The sequence below is a fragment of the Pseudarthrobacter scleromae genome, assembly GCF_014644515.1.
GTDB lineage: Bacteria > Actinomycetota > Actinomycetes > Actinomycetales > Micrococcaceae > Arthrobacter > Arthrobacter scleromae.
The window spans coordinates 619104-635689 of sequence record NZ_BMKV01000001.1; the positions used below are offsets into that span (position 1 = coordinate 619104).

Consider the following 16586-nt stretch of genomic DNA (forward strand, 5'->3'; position numbering starts at 1 on the left):
AGTACCTCAGCGTCCAGCGCGCGGCCGTAGAAGGACAGCTGGACGGGTGGTGTCCGAGGAGGCCGGAGTGTCAACTGAAACGGGCATTGACGAAGGACGGTCCGCGTTCCGGGAACATCGCTGGACTGACGCTTCCAGGAGCTACGCCGACGCGGACAGGCGCGGCGGACTCCCCGCAGCCGACCTTGAGCGGCTGGCAACGGCCGAAATCCTGACCGGCAACACCACAACGGGCCTGGACACCCTCACCCGCGCGCACGAGGAATACCTGATTGTCGGCGACATCACCGGCGCGATGCGGTGCGCGGTGTGGTTGGGTATGCACCTGCTGAACCTTGGCGAAACGGCCAGGAGCGCGGGCTGGTTTGCGCGTGGCAAGACGCTGGTGGATGAGCTTGATGAACCGGGTCCGGTGGCGGGCTTGCTGCTGTTTCCCGTCGCGCTGGGAAAACTCTACGGGGGTGACGCAGCAGGCGCGCTGCAGCTTTTCACCGAAGCGGGCTCTGTCGCGCGGCAGTTCCAGGACAGGGACCTGGCGGCGCTGGCCCTTCTCGGAACCGGACAGGCAACGCTGATGCTGGGGCGTGCGGAGGAGGGCCTGGGGATGTTCGATGAAGTCATGGTGGCCGTTACCGCGGGGGAGCTGTCCCCGGTCCCTTCAGGAATCATCTACTGTGCGGTGATTGGCAACTGCCACCTTGCCTTTGACCTGGAGAGGGCGCTTCAGTGGACGGTGGCGCTGGACCGCTGGTGCAGGGCACGGCCCGACATGGTGGCGTTCAGCGGCCAGTGCCAGTCCCACCGCGCCGAGCTCTTCCGGCTGCACGGGGCATGGGCCGAAGCGCTCAAGGCAGCTGCCGCTGCCCAGGGACTTGCCGCCAGGGGTGATCCACAAGCACTTTTCGGCGGTTTCTACCAGCAGGGCGAAGTGGAGCGCCTCGCCGGGAAGCTGGACGCTGCGGAGGAATGCTACCGGCAGGCTGCCCGAAGCGGGTGGGAACCGCAGCCAGGCCTGGCACTCCTCCTGCTGGCCCGCGGAGAGGCGCGGCAGGCGCAGTCGATGATCCGCCGGGCGGCGGGGATTGCGGATGCGGCCACCCGCTGCCATTTGCTGCCGGCGCTGGTGGACATCGAGCTGGCCGCGGGTGATCCCGGGGCGGCGCGGCGGTGCGCGGACGAGCTGGAAACCATTGCCGGGGACCACCCCAAACCCATGCTCCAAGCCGTCGCCGGCCAGGCTGACGGGGCGGTCCGGCTCGCCGAAGGTGATGCCGCCGGCGCCTCGCAATCCCTGCGGCAGGCGTGGAGGCTGTGGCAGAAGCTGGGCGTTCCGTACGAGGCAGCCCGCTGCCGGGCACTGATCGGGCGTACATGCCGCGACCTGGGAGATGAGCCTTCGGCGCTGATGGACTTCGAAGCTGCCCATGCGGAATTCCTGGAGCTGGGGGCAGCGCCCGCCGCCGCCTGGGCGGCCTCCCTGATGCGGGCAGGCGCCGACGAAGGGGCAGGCGCCGCCGGGCCATTGACCCCAAGGGAAAATGAAGTGCTCCGGCTGGTGGCGTCAGGAAAAGGGAACCGCGCCATAGCCGCGGAGCTCTACCTCAGTGAAAAGACCGTGGCGCGCCACATCAGCAATATCTTCCTCAAGCTGGGCCTGTCCTCCAGGGCGGCCGCCACCAGCTACGCCTATGAGCACGGGCTGGCCGGGTAGGCCGCCTGCAGATAAATACCCACGACCCGTCCAGTACGGGTTACATCATTCGGCCGACGCGGAGGGGGAGGCTGCGCCCGTAGCCTCGAAACATGAACCTTCCAGTGCTCGCCGGAACCGTGTCGACAGTGCTCTTTGCCGTCGGTATGCTGCCGATGCTTGTGAAGGCTGCTCGCACCAAGGACCTTGCGTCATACAGCCTGGGCAATTTGGTGCTGAGCAACGTGGCCAACGCGGTGCACTCGATCTACGTTTTCAATCTTCCTGCAGGTCCCATCTGGGTCCTCCACCTGGCCTACGTCCTGGCATCCGCCCTGATGCTGGCATGGTGGCTGCGCTACAGGGAAACGGGGCACGAAACAGCAGCCAGCACCGCAGCGGCCGGCATCACAGCAGAGAGTGCGTCGGCCGGGCAGCCCAGCGGGAGGGTTCAGCCTTAAGAATCCACTTGCGATCAAAGGAGCGCGGCCATGAGCAACAACAATCGGGCCGGCATGCTGGACGCCATCATCATCGGCGGCGGACAGGCCGGACTTGCCATGGGTTATTTCATGAAAGGCCAGAAACGGAAGTTCCTGATTTTGGATGCGTGCCAAAGAACCGGCGATTCCTGGCGGCAGCGGTGGGACTCGCTCCGGGTGTTCACGCCCGCCAAGTACGACGGCCTGCCCGGCGCACTGTTCCCGGCGGACCGGCTGTCCTTCCCCACCAAGGATCAAGTGGCGGATTACCTCGAATGGTATGCCGCGGAATTTGAACTGCCGGTAAGCCACGGCATCCGCGTGGAGCACCTCTGGCGGGAGGGGGACCACTACGTGGCCACCGCCAACGGCCGCCGGTGGGAAGCGCGCAACGTTGTGGTGGCCACAGGCTCCACACAGACACCCGAGGTGCCAGGCTTTGCAGGTGAACTGGCCCCTTCCATCAGGCAAGTGCATTCCAGCCAGTACCGGAACCCGCAGCAGCTCCAGGAAGGTCCGGTCCTGGTTGTGGGGCTGGGGAACTCGGGAGCGGAGATCGGCCTCGAAGTTTCCGGGACCCGGCCGGCGCTGGTGGCCGGCAAGCCCACGGGTGAGATTCCGGTGAAGCACGGGAAAGCGGCGGCACGTTACGCGTTCCCGGTGGTGCGCTTCCTTGGCCTGTACGTGTTGACGCTTGGTTCACCGATTGGCCGGAAAATGGCGCCGGCGATGAAAGCGCACGCCGAACCGCTGATCAGGACGAAGACGAGGGACCTCGAGGCCGCCGGCGTGCACGTCGTGCCGAGGGTCACCGGGGTGGCCGACGGGATGCCTGTGCTGGCGGACGGGACCCGCCTCGAAGTCGCCAATGTGGTCTGGTGCACCGGATTCCGGGAGGACTTCAGCTGGATCGATCCGGCCCTGCTCGACGGCGGCGCAATGCCCCGGCAGTGGCGTGGTGTGGCTCTGGATTCTCCAGGCCTGTTCTTCCTTGGGCAGCGGTTCCTGTACGCGGAAGTATCGGACACCCTTCCGGGCCTCGGCCGCGACGCGCGTTACCTGGCGGCCAGGATTCCGGCCCCCGCCGTTCACGGATCCGCGGTGGCCGCCGCCTGAGCCGCGCCGGCTTCGCCACCTGTACCGGGCCGTGATGCCCGTTACCTTTCCCGGAAAATCCGCCATGCCTCGGTAGAATTGATGTTTTGTCCATCGCTGGAAGGTCTTTTGTGTCGATAGCGAGAACCGCGGCTGCCTCGCGCCCGGTGCCCGAAGCAGCCGCCAAAAGCCGGAAGCCGACCTTCCGGCCGGAGGTCCAGGGGCTCCGTGCGCTCGCCGTGCTGATGGTGGTGGCCTACCACGTCTGGCTGGGCAGGGTGTCCGGGGGAGTGGACATCTTCCTGCTCATCTCCGCGTTCCTGCTGACCCTGTCCTTTGTCCGGAAAGCCGAGGCAGGGCGGCCTTTCGGGCTCCTTGGGCACTGGTTGCACCTGTTCAAGCGGCTGCTGCCCGCCGCCGTCGTGGTCATCCTGGGAGTCCTCGCCGGAACGTGGCTGATCCTGCCCCAGAGCCGCTGGCCGCAGGTGCTGGACCAGGCCTGGGCATCCCTGCTGTACAGCCAGAACTGGCTGCTCGCGGACACTGCCGTTGACTACTATGCCCAGGACCACGCCGGAGCCAGCCCGCTCCAGCACTTCTGGTCGCTGTCCATCCAAGGCCAGGTGTTCATCCTCTGGCCCCTCATCTTTGCCGGCACCGCCGGACTGCTGTTGCTGCTGCACCGGATCCCCGCGCTCACCCGGGTCACCTACCGCGGGCTGCTGGCCCTGGTCTTCGGCACAGTCTTCGCCGTGTCCCTCGCCTACTCCGTGGAGCAGACCGCCGGCAACCAGGCGTACGCCTACTTCGACACCCGGACGCGGCTCTGGGAGTTCGCGCTGGGCTCGCTCCTGGCGCTGGCCCTGCCCTACGTCAAACCGGCCCGGGCGCTCCGTGTGGTCCTGGGCTGGGCAGGCCTGGCGGCCATGGTTTCCTGCGGCCTGCTGCTCACGGTGGACCGCTCGTTCCCCGGCTTCGTGGCGCTGTGGCCCACCCTGGCAGCCGCCGCCATCATCGTCGCGGGACAATCCGGCAGCCGCTTCGGCGTGGACAGGTTCCTCAGCAGCAAGCCCCTGGTGGCGCTGGGAGACAATTCCTACGCCCTGTACCTCTGGCACTGGCCGGTCCTGGTGCTTGCGCTTGCCGCCACCGGCGTGGAGGCACCCAACCTGGTCCAGGGCCTGGGCATCGTGGGCGCCTCCATCGTGCTTGCCGTCCTCACCACGCGCTTCGTTGAAAAGCCGCTGCGCGACTGGCACTGGCCGCAGCGCCGGGCCTGGCGCACCGCCGTCGTTATCGCTGCCTGCGGTGCGCTGTTGGCCGGACCCGTGGCCGTCTGGCAGACCACGCTCACCGCAGAGGAAAGCGCGACGGCGGCCCAGCCGAGGGAGCTCACGCCAGGGGCCGCCGCGCTCAACCCGGAGAACGCCGCCGTGCCCGCCCCGGAGGCCAGGATCATCCCCGGCCCCTCGGCGCTGGACAACGACTGGGCTGGAATCCACGCGCCCTGCACCGGTGCCAACGCCACCAGCAACCCCATCCTCGAAGGATGCAGGCAGGAGGTTCCGGACGGTGAGGTAACCAAGCGCATCGTGGTCCTGGGCGACTCCCACTCCCAGCAGTACCTGGGTGCGCTGGCGCCGATTGCCGCCGCGCGGGGCTGGGAACTGGTGACGCTGCTGATGCCGGCGTGCCGCTTCGGGGCGGAGTCCCTGGAACGGAATGCGGAGTGCAACGCCTACAACCAGGCCAGCGCCGCCTACGTCCTGGAACATCAGCCGGACGCAGTGTTCACGGTGGCGTCGCTGACCCACGAGGAAGCCCCGTTCGAGACCGAGGTCCCGGGTTACCTGGAAGGGGTGCAGCCGTTCGCGGAGGCCGGGATCGAGGTCATCGGCATCCGGGACAACCCGCGCTTTACGTTCAACATGCCGGAATGCATCCAGCGCAACGGCCCGGACGCGCCGGAGTGCAGTGTGTCCCTGGAGGAATCCCTGGTGGAACCGTCCCCGCTGGAAAGCTACCGGGGCAAACTGGACGGACTGCACCTGATGGATCTCAGCGACTTCATCTGCGCGCGGGGCATCTGTCCCGGGGTGGTGGGCAACGTCTACGTCTACAAGGACGACAACCACCTCACGCGGACCTACGTGGAAAGCATGATCCCCATGTTCGAGCAGCGGCTGCTGGCCGCCACAGGCTGGAGCTGACTGTTCCCCAGCATCTGCGGGGCAGGGTGGGGAGTGCGGTTGCTCACATTCCACGCGTGGAATAGGGGGATGGGCGCTGAGGTTCTAATATTTACTCAATACTTTCCGGCCTCCGGGTCCCCGCCTGCCGCGGCGGTCCTGGAGCATTTCCTGCACAGGCCAGTCCCGTAATGACGGGCTGGTCATCGGCTGCAACCCCTACCCGTCCAGCAACCAAGGTAAGAGGCGCACTCATGACCGAGCCCGAACACAACCCCTTTGGCTTCATTGGCCTGACCTACGACGACGTCCTGCTCCTGCCCGGACACACCGAGGTCATCCCGTCGGAGGCTGACACGTCCTCGCGGATTTCCAAGCGGATTTCGGTTCACACGCCGCTGCTGTCCGCGGCCATGGACACTGTCACCGAATCACGGATGGCCATCGCCATGGCACGCCAGGGCGGCCTGGGCGTCATCCACCGCAACCTGTCCATCCAGGACCAGGCGGACCAGGTGGACCGGGTAAAGCGCAGCGAGTCAGGGATGATCACCAACCCGCTGACCATCGGCCCGCAGGCCACGCTTGCTGAGCTGGACGAGATCTGCTCGCAGTACCGTGTCTCCGGCCTGCCCGTGGTGGACGAGGACATGCGCCTGCTCGGCATCGTCACCAACCGCGACACCCGCTTTGTCCCCGAGTCCGACTTCCCGTTGCGGCTGGTCAGCGACGTCATGACCAAGATGCCGCTGGTCACCGGGCACGTGGGGATCAGCCGCGAGGAAGCCTCGCACAAGCTGGCCACCAACAAGATCGAGAAGCTTCCCCTGGTGGATGAGCAGGGCCGGCTCAAGGGCCTGATCACCACCAAGGACTTCACCAAGGCCGAGCAGTACCCGCTGGCCACCAAGGACGACGAAGGCCGCCTCCGCGTGGGCGCAGCCATCGGCTTCTTCGGGGACGGCTGGGAGCGCGCCATGGCACTGGTGGACGCCGGGGTCGATGCCCTGTTCGTGGACACCGCCAACGGCCACTCGCAGGGCGTGCTGGACATGATCCGACGCCTCAAGTCCGATCCCGTGGCGGCGCACGTGGACGTCATCGGCGGCCAGGCCGCGACCCGCGAAGGCGCCCAGGCCCTGATCGACGCCGGCGCCGACGGCATCAAGGTGGGCGTGGGACCGGGATCCATCTGCACCACCCGTGTGGTGGCCGGTGTGGGCGTCCCGCAGATCACCGCCATCTACGAATCCGCCAAGGCAGCCATTCCCGCCGGCGTGCCGCTGATTGCCGACGGCGGCCTGCAGTACTCCGGCGACATCGGCAAGGCCCTCGTGGCCGGCGCCGACACCGTGATGCTCGGCTCCCTGCTGGCCGGCTGCGACGAATCGCCGGGCGAGCTGATCTTCGTCAACGGCAAGCAGTTCAAGTCCTACCGTGGGATGGGCTCCCTGGGCGCCATGCAGTCCCGCGGCAAGAACACGTCCTACTCGAAGGACCGGTACTTCCAGGCCGACGTCTCCGGCGATGACAAGCTCATTCCCGAAGGCATCGAGGGACGTGTGGCCTACCGCGGTCCGCTGTCCTCGGTGGCCTACCAGCTGGTGGGCGGCCTGCGCCAGACCATGTTCTACACCGGCGCGCCCACCGTGGCCGAGCTGAAGGCCCGCGGCAAGTTCGTCCGGATCACCCCGGCCGGCCTGAAGGAATCGCACCCGCACGATATCCAGATGACCGTCGAAGCGCCGAACTACGGTTCCCGCTGACAACGCCTCCTGAACGGGTGAACACCCCGACGAAGGGCCAGCCGCCACGGCGGCTGGCCCTTCGTCCGTATGCCCGGGCCGTAGCCCAGGTGCTGAGGGTCAGTTTCCGGGCCTCGCCTGGCGCCGTGGTCATGAAGGTGCTCGGCTCGCTGATCTCGGCCGTGCTTCCTCTGGTCACCACCTACTTCGCCGCCCTGACCACCACGGCGCTGGCCGCTGCCTATGCCGGTGACGCCGAGGCCGGCCAGCGGGCGATCGTCTACGTCATCATCACCGCCGCCCTGGGGCTCTTCTGGGGCGCGTTCAGCAGCGTGGACCGCTACATCCAGCAGCTGATGAGCTTCAAGGTGGGGGCCATCGTGGGGGACCAGATGTACGAGCGGTTCCTGGGCCTGGAATTCTGGCGGTACGACGACAAAGAAACCGTAGACCTCTACGACCGCGCCAAGCGGTTCTCCGACTCCTACGCCCGCGTCCTGGACCGCATCGCCGCCATCTTCACCCAGCTCGTGTCGGTGATCCTCGCCGTCGGCGCCCTGCTGCTGGTGAGCTGGTGGATTGCCGTGATCGTCCTTGTCGCCATCGTCCCCAGCGTCTACCTGCAGTTCAAACTTTCGCGGGAACAGATCGCCCACTGGAACACCCAGGTGGACTCACGCCGGCAGCGCCGCATGATCGAGACCAACCTCCTCCGCCCGCAGCACATCGCCGAGATGCGGCTGTACGGGATCGTGGGCTACCTGATGGATTTCAGGTCCCGGCTGCGGGACGCGGACGAGCGCCGGCGGCTGGACTACCAGAAGCGGTACATCCCCAAGCAGCTCGCCGCCGATGCGCTCCAGTACGGCGCTGAAGTGGTGTCCCTGGTCTGGGTGGTGGGACAGATCATCGCCCGCGCGCAGCCTGTGGGCCAGTTCCTCTACGTGCAGCAGATTGTCAGCAGGGCGCTGTCCACGGCGAACAACCTGGTGTCCTCCCTCAGCTCCATCGACGAGGACCTGGCGAACCTCAAGGACTACGAGCTGTTCATGGCCATGCCCGTGCATTCGGAGCACGCCCCGCCGCTGCTGCAGGCACCGAAGACCGTGGAGCTGAAGGACATCCGCTTCACCTACACGGGCAGCGACATCGAGGTGATCCGCGGGATCAGCCTGACGATCCGCGAGGGCCAGCACATCGCCATCGTGGGGGAGAACGGCGCCGGAAAGTCCACGCTGATCAGGATCCTGGCAGGGCTCTACCGCCCGGATTCCGGGCAGGTGCTGCTGGACGGCGTGGACCTCGCCGCCGTCGACGTCACCTCGTGGCACCGGCACCTCGCGGTGCTGAGCCAGGAATTCCTCAAGTACGAGTTCGCCACGGCCGCGGAGAACATCTACTTCGGGGACGTCGACTCGCCCCGCGACGACGCCCGCATCCGCAAGGCTGCAGCGGATGCCGAGGCGCTGGACTTCATCAACAAGCTGCCCAACGGCCTGGACAACCATGTCAGCAACTGGATGGAGGACCCGCGCGGGCGTAAGGGCAGCGGACTCTCGGGCGGGCAGTGGCAGCGTCTGGCCATGGCCCGGAACTTCTACCGGGATGCCTCGTTCATGGTGATGGACGAGCCAACCTCGGCCATCGACGCCCTGGCCGAGCACCGGATCTTCACCCGCCTCTTCGCTGACCGCAGCAGCACCATCATCGCCATCAGCCACCGGCTCGCCACCATCGAGAAGGCGGACACCGTGTTCATGCTGGAGGACGGCAGGATCGTGGAGCAGGGGACGCACAAGGAACTCGTCGCGCTTCGCGGCCGCTACTTCAGGATGTTCGAATCCCAGCTCACGGGAGCAAGCCCGGAAACAGGCGGAGTCTAGGACTCCGCCACCGTTGTGCGGACCCGCGCAATGCCCGGACGCGGCGGGACACTGCTGAACCCGAACGTCACCGCGGGGCGGACCGGCGCCAGCGCGCCGGCGTCAATGCCGTTCCAGCTCACGACGGCGGCTGTGATGGTGTGCAGGTCGCTCACCCCGTAATACTCCCGCCGGCCGCTGCCCGCGGTGCCGGAGGTCCGGGAGCCGCTGCTGAGGATCCCGGCGACAGGACTGATGGCGTGCAGCCAGCCGGGGTGCACGGCAAGGCGCCGGGGGACTGCCCGCAGCATCCTGCCCAGGAGGGCCCGCCCGCCGAGGCGTGCGCTGATCGCCAGGGGACCGGCGTCGACCTCCAGCGTCCCGTGGCCCAGCCGCGCCGACAGGTCCACCTCCGTGACGTCGTCGAACGTGTACGTGGCGGCGATGAAGTCCGCCACCTCCGGGCTGGGGGCCAGGAGCTGCCGGTGGCCGGAGGGCTGCTGGACCATCACGTCCGCAAAGGGCCCGAAGGGCGACTCCTGCCAGATGCCCACCACGGCGCGAAGGCCGGAGGCCGTGCCTATGCCGGCAATGTGGCCGTCGAATACCCACCGTGAACCCATAAGGCAACTGTAGCCAACGGGGCTCCGGCCGGTGCCTGCAGGCCGCGGTGGCGGGATCGCAGGCCGCCCACGGCGTTCAGGGCGGCCCGTAGCCTGCGCTGCCGGCCCGTCCGGCACAGACAAGGACATCACGGCCGCTGGGATAACCTAGAGCAGTGACTTACGAGATCGAGATCGGCCGTGGCAAGCGTGGGCGTCGTGCCTACTCCCTGGATGACATTGCAATCGTCCCTAACCGTCGTACCCGCGACCCCAAGGACGTCTCCGTCTCCTGGCAGATTGACGCCTACAAGTTCGACATGCCCGTCATTGCGGCGCCCATGGACTCGGCCATGTCCCCGCAGACCGCCATTGCACTGGGCAGGCTCGGCGGCCTCGGCGTCCTGGACCTTGAAGGCCTGTGGACCCGGTACGAGGACCCGCAGCCCATCCTGGACGAGATCGGCGCGCTGGAGGATGAAACCAACAGCCCGGCCGTGACCGGACGGATGCAGGAACTGTACAAGGCGCCCATCCAGCCTGAGCTGATCACATCCCGCCTGGCGGAAATCCGCGAGGCCGGCGTGACGGTGGCGGGATCCCTGACCCCGCAGCGCACCCAGGAGCACTACAAGACCGTGGTGGCCGCCGGCGTCGACATCTTTGTCATCCGTGGCACCACCGTGTCCGCCGAGCATGTCTCCAAGGACCACGAACCCCTGAACCTCAAGCAGTTCATCTACGAGCTGGATGTTCCCGTGATCGTGGGCGGCGCGGCCGGCTACACGCCCGCGCTGCACCTCATGCGCACCGGTGCCGCCGGCGTGCTGGTGGGCTTCGGCGGGGGCGCCACCACCACCACCCGCCGGGCCCTGGGCATCCATTCGCCCATGGCATCCGCCATCTCCGACGTCGCCGCTGCCCGCCGCGACTACATGGACGAGTCCGGCGGCCGTTACGTCCATGTCATTGCCGACGGCGGCATGGGCTCCTCGGGCGACATCGTCAAGGCAATCGCCATGGGAGCCGACGCCGTGATGCTCGGCAGCGCCCTGGCGCGGGCCGAAGAAGCACCGGGCAAGGGATGGCACTGGGGCCAGGAAGCCCACCACCTCGAACTTCCCCGCGGCGACCGCGCCAACGTGGGCACCGTGGGACCCCTGGAGGAAGTGCTCTTCGGGCCCGGCCACCACACCAACGGAACCTCCAACCTCATTGGCGCGCTGCGCCGCTCCATGGCGACCACCGGCTACTCGGACCTGAAGGAATTCCAGCGGGTCGACGTCGTGGTTTCCCCGTACTCCGGAAACTGACACTCCTCATGGAACCGGGAGGGTGGCGGCGGTATCCCGCCGCCACCCTCCTGCCCAAGCGTGCCGCAAGCAAGTAGGGTGGTTTTACTACCGGCACTTGAGGCACTGGAGGCGTTCAATGAAGAATTTTCCTGTTAACGGCGGGGCCCTTGGCCCGGACGCCAGGGAAGCATCCATCCAACGGCTGCGCGCCACGGCGGACCCCGGCCAGGAACTGGACATCCTCATCGTCGGCGGCGGCATCGTTGGCACCGGGGCAGCATTGGACGCCGTCACCCGCGGCCTCAGCGTCGGCATCGTTGAAGCCAACGACTGGGCTGCCGGTACGTCCTCCCGGTCCTCGAAGCTCATCCACGGCGGCCTCCGGTACCTGGAGATGCTCGATTTCGGCCTCGTGAAAGAGGCGCTGCAGGAGCGGGGGCTGCTGCTCTCGGAACTGGCGCCGCACCTGGCCCGGCCCGTGCCCTTCCTGTACCCGCTGACCAAGCCCTTCATCGAGCGGCCCTACGTGGGTGCCGGCATCGCGCTGTATGACGCCATGTCCGTCTCCAGCGGGCACAGCAGGGGAGTCCCGTTCCACAAGCACCTCAGCCGCCGGGGCACCCTGCGCGCTGCCCCCAGCCTCAAGAATGACGCGTTCGTGGGCTCCATCCGGTACTACGACGGCCAGGTGGATGACGCCAAGTACTGCGCCAACCTGGTGCGGACTGCCGCGTACTACGGGGCCCACGCCGTCAACCAGATGAAGGTGGTGGACTTCCTCCGCGAAGGTGAGCGGGTGGTGGGGGCCAAGGTGGTGAACCACGAGGACGGGACGCAGTTCAACATCCGCGCCAAGCAGGTCATCAACGCCACCGGGGTGTGGACGGACGAGACCCAGGCCATGGTGACCGACCGCGGCCAGTTGAAGGTCCGTGCCTCCAAGGGCATCCACCTGGTGGTGCCGCGCGACCGGTTCCAGTCGACCGTCGGCCTGATCCTGCGCACCGAAAAGTCCGTGCTGTTCGTCATTCCGTGGGGCCGGCACTGGATCATCGGCACCACGGACACCGACTGGAACCTGGACAAGGCCCACCCGGCCGCCTCCAGCAAGGACATCGACTACATCCTGGAACACGTCAACAAGGTCCTCAAGCGTCCGCTGACCCGCGAGGACGTCGAGGGCGTCTACGCGGGCCTCCGCCCGTTGCTCGCCGGGGAGAACGACTCCACCGCCAAGCTGTCCCGTGAACACGTGGTGGCCCATCCCGTTCCCGGCCTGGTGGTGGTGGCCGGCGGAAAGTGGACCACCTACCGGGTCATGGCCAAGGACGCCGTGGACGAGGCCACCCGCACCATGGATGAGCGCGTGCCGCCCAGCTGCACGGAGACGATCCCCCTGCTTGGCGCGCAGGGTTACAGGGCGGCCTGGAACCGCCGCAACCGTACCGCCGAGGAGTCCGGCGTGCATGTTGCCCGGATTGAGCACCTGCTGAACCGCTACGGATCCATGACCTCCGAGGTCCTGTCCATCATCGGGGAGAATCCGGCCCTGGCGGAGCCCCTTCCGGGCGCCGACGACTACCTTCAGGCCGAGGCCGTCTACGCCGCCACCCACGAAGGTGCCCGCCACGTCCATGATGTGCTGACCCGACGGACACGGATTTCCATCGAGGCCTGGGACCGCGGAGTGTCCGCCGTGCCTGTTGTCGCTAAACTAATGGGTGACGTCCTTGGCTGGAGTGACGCCCAGCGTGAAAACGAAGTGCGGCACTACATCGCACGGGTGGAGGCCGAACGCCTCAGCCAGCAACAGCCGGACGACGAATCCGCAGACGCCGCCCGCCTGGGCGTGGAAGACATCGTGCCCCTGCGCTGAGGGATTCACGGCACCAGCAACGCTGACTGAAGGGATACGCCTTGGCCGAACCACTTGACCGGTACGATGCCGAGCTCACCACGCCCGATATGGTGATTTTGGAGTTGGAGGCTAAGGACAAGGTCGACGCCGCCACCCAGCTCGCCAAGCGGCTGCACGCCGCCGGGCGGATCTCGGACCTGGACGGCTTCCTCAAGCATGTGAACGCCAGGGAACACCAGCTGGCTACGGGACTGCCGGGCGGCATCGGCCTGCCGCACGCCCGCAGCGAGTTCGTCTCCCGCACCTCGATCGCGGTCGGAATCACCAAATACGGGCACGCCCTCGATTTCGGTGCCGCGGACGGTCCGGCCACGGTGATCCTGCTGATTGCCACCCCGGCGAGTTCGTTCTCCGACCACCTCGAGGTCCTGGCCACGCTGGCCCGGTCCCTCTCCAAGGAATCGTTCCGGGAGTCGCTGCGCCGGGCCTACGATCCCGACATGATCGCCGAACTCATCAACTCCAGCCTGGTGTTCTTCGATCACTGACCGGACCGCGCCACTGGTCCGGCGAGGAGGCAGGACCCCGCCCCTGGCCTCGCGTTTAGTTGTTCTACAGCGCTACGAAGTACGGTTAAGACGTGTGGAAAACAGCCCTTAAGCCCCGATGGATCGCCGGTTTTGTCTTCGCGATCGCTGTGTCCGGGGTCTTCGTGCTGCTGAGCCAGTGGCAGTTCGGGCGCTCCACCCAGCCTGAAGTGCCCACCAACCCGGCCACCGAGCAGGTCCAGCCGCTGACGGACACCCTCCAGCCGGGCGAGTTCTTCCACGGAACCGACGCGGACCAGATGGTCTCGGCGCAGGGATCCTACGACCCCGCAAAACAGCTCCTGGTACCGGGGCGGCTGCATGACGGCAAGACAGGCTACTGGGTGGTGTCCGCGTTCGCCGTCGACGGGGCACCCGCCCTGACCGGCGCCGCAGCCTCACCGCAGACCTGGATCCCGGTGGCCCGCGGCTGGGTGGCGGAACCCGGCGACGCCCCCGCACCGCCGTCGGGCATCCTTGAACTGACCGGGCGGCTGCTGCCGTCCGAGGCACCCGTCCCGGGGACGGCACCAGAACCAGGTGAGGCGACGGCGGTGTCCGTGGCAGAGCTGATCAACTACTGGGAGGTCAGCAGCTACCCCGGGTTCGTGGCCGCCACCGCCGAAGTAGCCGACGGCGTGGACCTCAGCGCCGCCGCGGTGCCGGGTGAGCTTCTTCCCCTGGACATCGGCCCGCAGCCGCCCGCGCAGCAGATCAACTGGCTCAACCTCTTCTACTCGCTCGAGTGGGTGGTCTTCGCCGGCTTTGCCCTCTTCATCTGGTGGCGGCTCGTGAAGGACGACTACCACCGCGACCTTGAGGAAAGCCTCGAGGACAGCGATGAAGACAACCAGCACCCAGACCACAACCAGCAAAAGGTACAACCATGATTGACCCTAAACCGGCAAACCCAGCGTCTGCCTCAGGCACTGACACAGGCATAAATGCAGGCCCTAAAGCAGGCGGCAGGAAGCGCCGTTTTGGCGGAACCGAAGCCCAGATCCGCTCGGCCCTGAAGTTCTACAAGGTGCTCGCCTATCTCACCGGTGGCATGCTGCTGCTGCTGTGCGCCGAACTGGTTGCCCGTTACGGCTTCGGGCAGTCCCTCTTCGCCGGGGGAACCAATGCCGTCACGGGCGAGCCCTTCGGGTTCGGCTTCGCTGATGCCGAGCCAAAGGGGGTTGAGGGCGGGGTCAACCTGTCTGTCACAGTCCTGATTGTCCATGGCTGGATGTACGTGGTGTACCTGATGTCCAACTTCCGGCTCTGGGCGCTGATGCGCTGGCCGTTCCTCAAGCTGATCCTGCTGGCCCTCGGCGGCGTGGTCCCGTTCCTCTCCTTCATCGTCGAAAAGAAGTTCCACGCCGAGGTGGAAGCCGAGCTCGCGGCGAACCCCCAGGCGCCCCAGCGCTACTGACCGGCTGCCAGGCGGCAATGCGGGCGCCGACAGTTCGCTCCGTCACAGCCCGGCTTCTCAAGATGCGCCGGTGCAACGGCGCCCAGTAGGCTAGTACGGTGACTACTCCCACTGCATCCCAGACTTCCCAGAAGCCGGTGCTGGTTGTTGACTACGGTGCCCAGTACGCGCAGCTTATTGCCCGCCGCGTCCGGGAAGCGAATGTGTATTCGGAAGTGGTTCCGCATACCTACACAACCGAGCAGCTCCTGGCCAAGAATCCCGCCGCCATCATCCTTTCGGGCGGCCCCTCGAGTGTCTACGCCGACGGCGCCCCCCGCGTCGGTGCCGACCTCTTCGAAGCCGGCGTCCCCGTCTTCGGCATCTGCTACGGCTTCCAGGCAATGGCCAACGCCCTCGGCGGCAAGGTGGACAAGACCGGGCTGCGGGAGTACGGCTCCACTGAAACCACCATCCTCGGCGAGGGCCGTTCCGTGCTGGAGGGCATGCCCCAGCACCAGAACACCTGGATGAGCCACGGCGACTCCGTCCACGAGGCGCCGGAGGGCTTCGAGGTCCTTGCGACGACGGCGGGCGCCGAAGTGGCTGCCTTCGCTAACGAGGACAAAGGCCTGTTCGGAGTGCAGTGGCACCCCGAAGTGAAGCACTCCGCCTACGGCCAGCAGGTCCTGGAGAACTTCCTCTTCAAGGGCGCCAAGCTGGAACCCAACTGGACCACGGGCAACATCCTCGACGAGCAGGTGGAGCGGATCCGGAAGCAGGTCGGCGACGCCCGGGTCATCTGCGGCCTCTCCGGCGGCGTGGACTCCGCCGTCGCCGCCGCACTTGTCCAGCGCGCCGTCGGGGACCAGCTCACCTGTGTGTTCGTGGACCACGGCCTGCTGCGCGAGGGCGAAGCCGAACAAGTGGAGCGCGACTTCGTCGCAGCCACCGGCGTGAAGCTGTATGTCGCCAACGAACAGGAACGCTTCCTGTCCGCCCTGGCCGGCGTGAGCGATCCCGAAACCAAGCGCAAGATCATCGGCCGCGAATTCATCCGCGCCTTCGAAGAAGCCGAACTTGCCATCATCGCCGAGGCTGCAGCCCACGGCGAGAAGATCAAGTTCCTGGTCCAGGGCACCCTCTACCCGGACGTCGTCGAATCCGGCGGCGGCGAAGGTGCGGCGAACATCAAGAGCCACCACAACGTGGGCGGCCTTCCCGAAGACCTGCAGTTCGAACTCGTCGAACCCCTGCGTGCACTCTTCAAGGACGAGGTCCGCGCCGTCGGAGCCCAGCTTGGCCTGCCGCAGGAGATCGTTGGCCGCCAGCCCTTCCCCGGCCCCGGCCTCGGTATCCGCATCGTCGGCGAGGTCACTAAGGAACGGCTCGACCTGCTGCGCAAGGCCGATGCAATCGCCCGCGCCGAGCTCACCGCAGCCGGCCTGGACAGCGAAGTCTGGCAGATGCCGGTCGTCCTGCTGGCGGATGTCCGCAGCGTGGGCGTCATGGGTGACGGCCGCACCTATGGCCACCCGATCGTGCTCCGTCCGGTCTCCTCCGAGGACGCCATGACGGCGGACTGGTCACGGCTCCCGTACGAACTGCTGGCCCGGATCTCCAACCGGATCACCAACGAGGTGGAGGGCGTGAACCGTGTGGTGCTGGACGTCACCAGCAAGCCGCCGGGAACCATCGAGTGGGAATAGCATCCTGAGTGGCCGGCTTCCGCCAAGGGAGCCGGCCACTGGTGTTCCCGGGGCAAAAACCTCCGCAAATTAGGCC

At 67.0% G+C, this 16586-nt stretch carries 13 protein-coding genes; 12 read left to right on the plus strand and 1 reads right to left on the minus strand.

Translation table 11 applies throughout. The annotated features are described in order from the left end of the window. Window positions 1–67: 67 nt before the first annotated feature. The 6 genes from IEX33_RS02970 to IEX33_RS02995 all read left to right on the plus strand — a co-directional run bounded on the left by IEX33_RS02970 (window position 68) and on the right by IEX33_RS02995 (window position 9084). On the plus strand, window positions 68–1711 hold the full coding sequence (locus IEX33_RS02970; RefSeq protein ID WP_188727536.1) for a response regulator transcription factor: 1644 nt from the start codon (window positions 68–70) through the stop codon (window positions 1709–1711). Window positions 1712–1803: 92 nt separating this feature from the next. Then, window positions 1804–2151, plus strand: a complete 348-nt coding sequence (locus IEX33_RS02975) for a hypothetical protein (protein ID WP_188727538.1) — start codon at window positions 1804–1806, stop codon at window positions 2149–2151. Between the two features lie 30 nt (window positions 2152–2181). After that, entirely contained in the window at window positions 2182–3288 is a 1107-nt protein-coding gene (locus tag IEX33_RS02980; RefSeq protein WP_188727540.1) for a flavin-containing monooxygenase, read from the plus strand. A 110-nt stretch (window positions 3289–3398) separates the two neighbouring features. Then, window positions 3399–5477 carry an acyltransferase family protein gene (locus IEX33_RS02985; RefSeq protein WP_377090019.1) on the plus strand — a complete coding sequence of 693 codons (2079 nt, stop codon included), beginning with the start codon at window positions 3399–3401 and terminating at the stop codon, window positions 5475–5477. Window positions 5478–5710: 233 nt separating this feature from the next. Then, a complete protein-coding gene (gene guaB / locus IEX33_RS02990; RefSeq protein ID WP_066277678.1) occupies window positions 5711–7222 on the plus strand; it encodes an IMP dehydrogenase in 1512 nt (503 codons plus the stop codon). 17 nt (window positions 7223–7239) lie between these two features. Beyond that, window positions 7240–9084, plus strand: coding sequence for an ABC transporter ATP-binding protein (locus IEX33_RS02995; RefSeq protein WP_229675203.1), 1845 nt, complete (start codon window positions 7240–7242; stop codon window positions 9082–9084). Here IEX33_RS02995 and IEX33_RS03000 read toward each other — a convergent pair. Further along, complete coding sequence (locus IEX33_RS03000; protein ID WP_188727542.1) at window positions 9081–9686, minus strand: hypothetical protein; 606 nt, start codon at window positions 9684–9686, stop codon at window positions 9081–9083. The genes IEX33_RS02995 and IEX33_RS03000 overlap by 4 nt on opposite strands. Window positions 9687–9841: 155 nt before the next feature. Here IEX33_RS03000 and IEX33_RS03005 point away from each other — a divergent pair, with 155 nt between their 5' ends. The 6 genes from IEX33_RS03005 to guaA all read left to right on the plus strand — a co-directional run bounded on the left by IEX33_RS03005 (window position 9842) and on the right by guaA (window position 16510). Then, window positions 9842–10978: a GuaB3 family IMP dehydrogenase-related protein gene (locus IEX33_RS03005; RefSeq protein WP_188727544.1), complete on the plus strand. Its 1137-nt coding sequence runs from the start codon at window positions 9842–9844 to the stop codon at window positions 10976–10978. Between the two features lie 118 nt (window positions 10979–11096). Continuing rightward, entirely contained in the window at window positions 11097–12836 is a 1740-nt protein-coding gene (locus IEX33_RS03010) for a glycerol-3-phosphate dehydrogenase/oxidase (protein ID WP_188727546.1), read from the plus strand. Window positions 12837–12877: 41 nt separating this feature from the next. Further along, on the plus strand, window positions 12878–13366 hold the full coding sequence (locus IEX33_RS03015; RefSeq protein WP_188727548.1) for a PTS sugar transporter subunit IIA: 489 nt from the start codon (window positions 12878–12880) through the stop codon (window positions 13364–13366). 92 nt (window positions 13367–13458) lie between these two features. After that, window positions 13459–14295, plus strand: coding sequence for an SURF1 family protein (locus IEX33_RS03020; RefSeq protein ID WP_188727550.1), 837 nt, complete (start codon window positions 13459–13461; stop codon window positions 14293–14295). Then, window positions 14292–14822 carry a DUF3817 domain-containing protein gene (locus IEX33_RS03025; RefSeq protein WP_188727552.1) on the plus strand — a complete coding sequence of 177 codons (531 nt, stop codon included), beginning with the start codon at window positions 14292–14294 and terminating at the stop codon, window positions 14820–14822. The genes IEX33_RS03020 and IEX33_RS03025 overlap by 4 nt, the downstream gene beginning before the upstream one ends. A 98-nt stretch (window positions 14823–14920) precedes the next feature. Next, window positions 14921–16510, plus strand: coding sequence for a glutamine-hydrolyzing GMP synthase (guaA, locus tag IEX33_RS03030; protein ID WP_188727554.1), 1590 nt, complete (start codon window positions 14921–14923; stop codon window positions 16508–16510). The last annotated feature ends 76 nt before the right edge of the window (window positions 16511–16586 follow it).

Excerpts from the sequence above, each read along its gene's own strand:
- guaB (WP_066277678.1), top strand. The coding sequence starts at position 5,711 with ATGACCGAGCCCGAACACAACCCCTTTGGCTTCATTGGCCTGACCTAC.
- IEX33_RS03010 (WP_188727546.1), top strand. The coding sequence starts at position 11,097 with ATGAAGAATTTTCCTGTTAACGGCGGGGCCCTTGGCCCGGACGCCAGG.
- IEX33_RS02980 (WP_188727540.1), top strand. The coding sequence starts at position 2,182 with ATGAGCAACAACAATCGGGCCGGCATGCTGGACGCCATCATCATCGGC.
- IEX33_RS02975 (WP_188727538.1), top strand. The coding sequence starts at position 1,804 with ATGAACCTTCCAGTGCTCGCCGGAACCGTGTCGACAGTGCTCTTTGCC.
- IEX33_RS03025 (WP_188727552.1), top strand. The coding sequence starts at position 14,292 with ATGATTGACCCTAAACCGGCAAACCCAGCGTCTGCCTCAGGCACTGAC.
- IEX33_RS03000 (WP_188727542.1), bottom strand. The coding sequence starts at position 9,686 with ATGGGTTCACGGTGGGTATTCGACGGCCACATTGCCGGCATAGGCACG.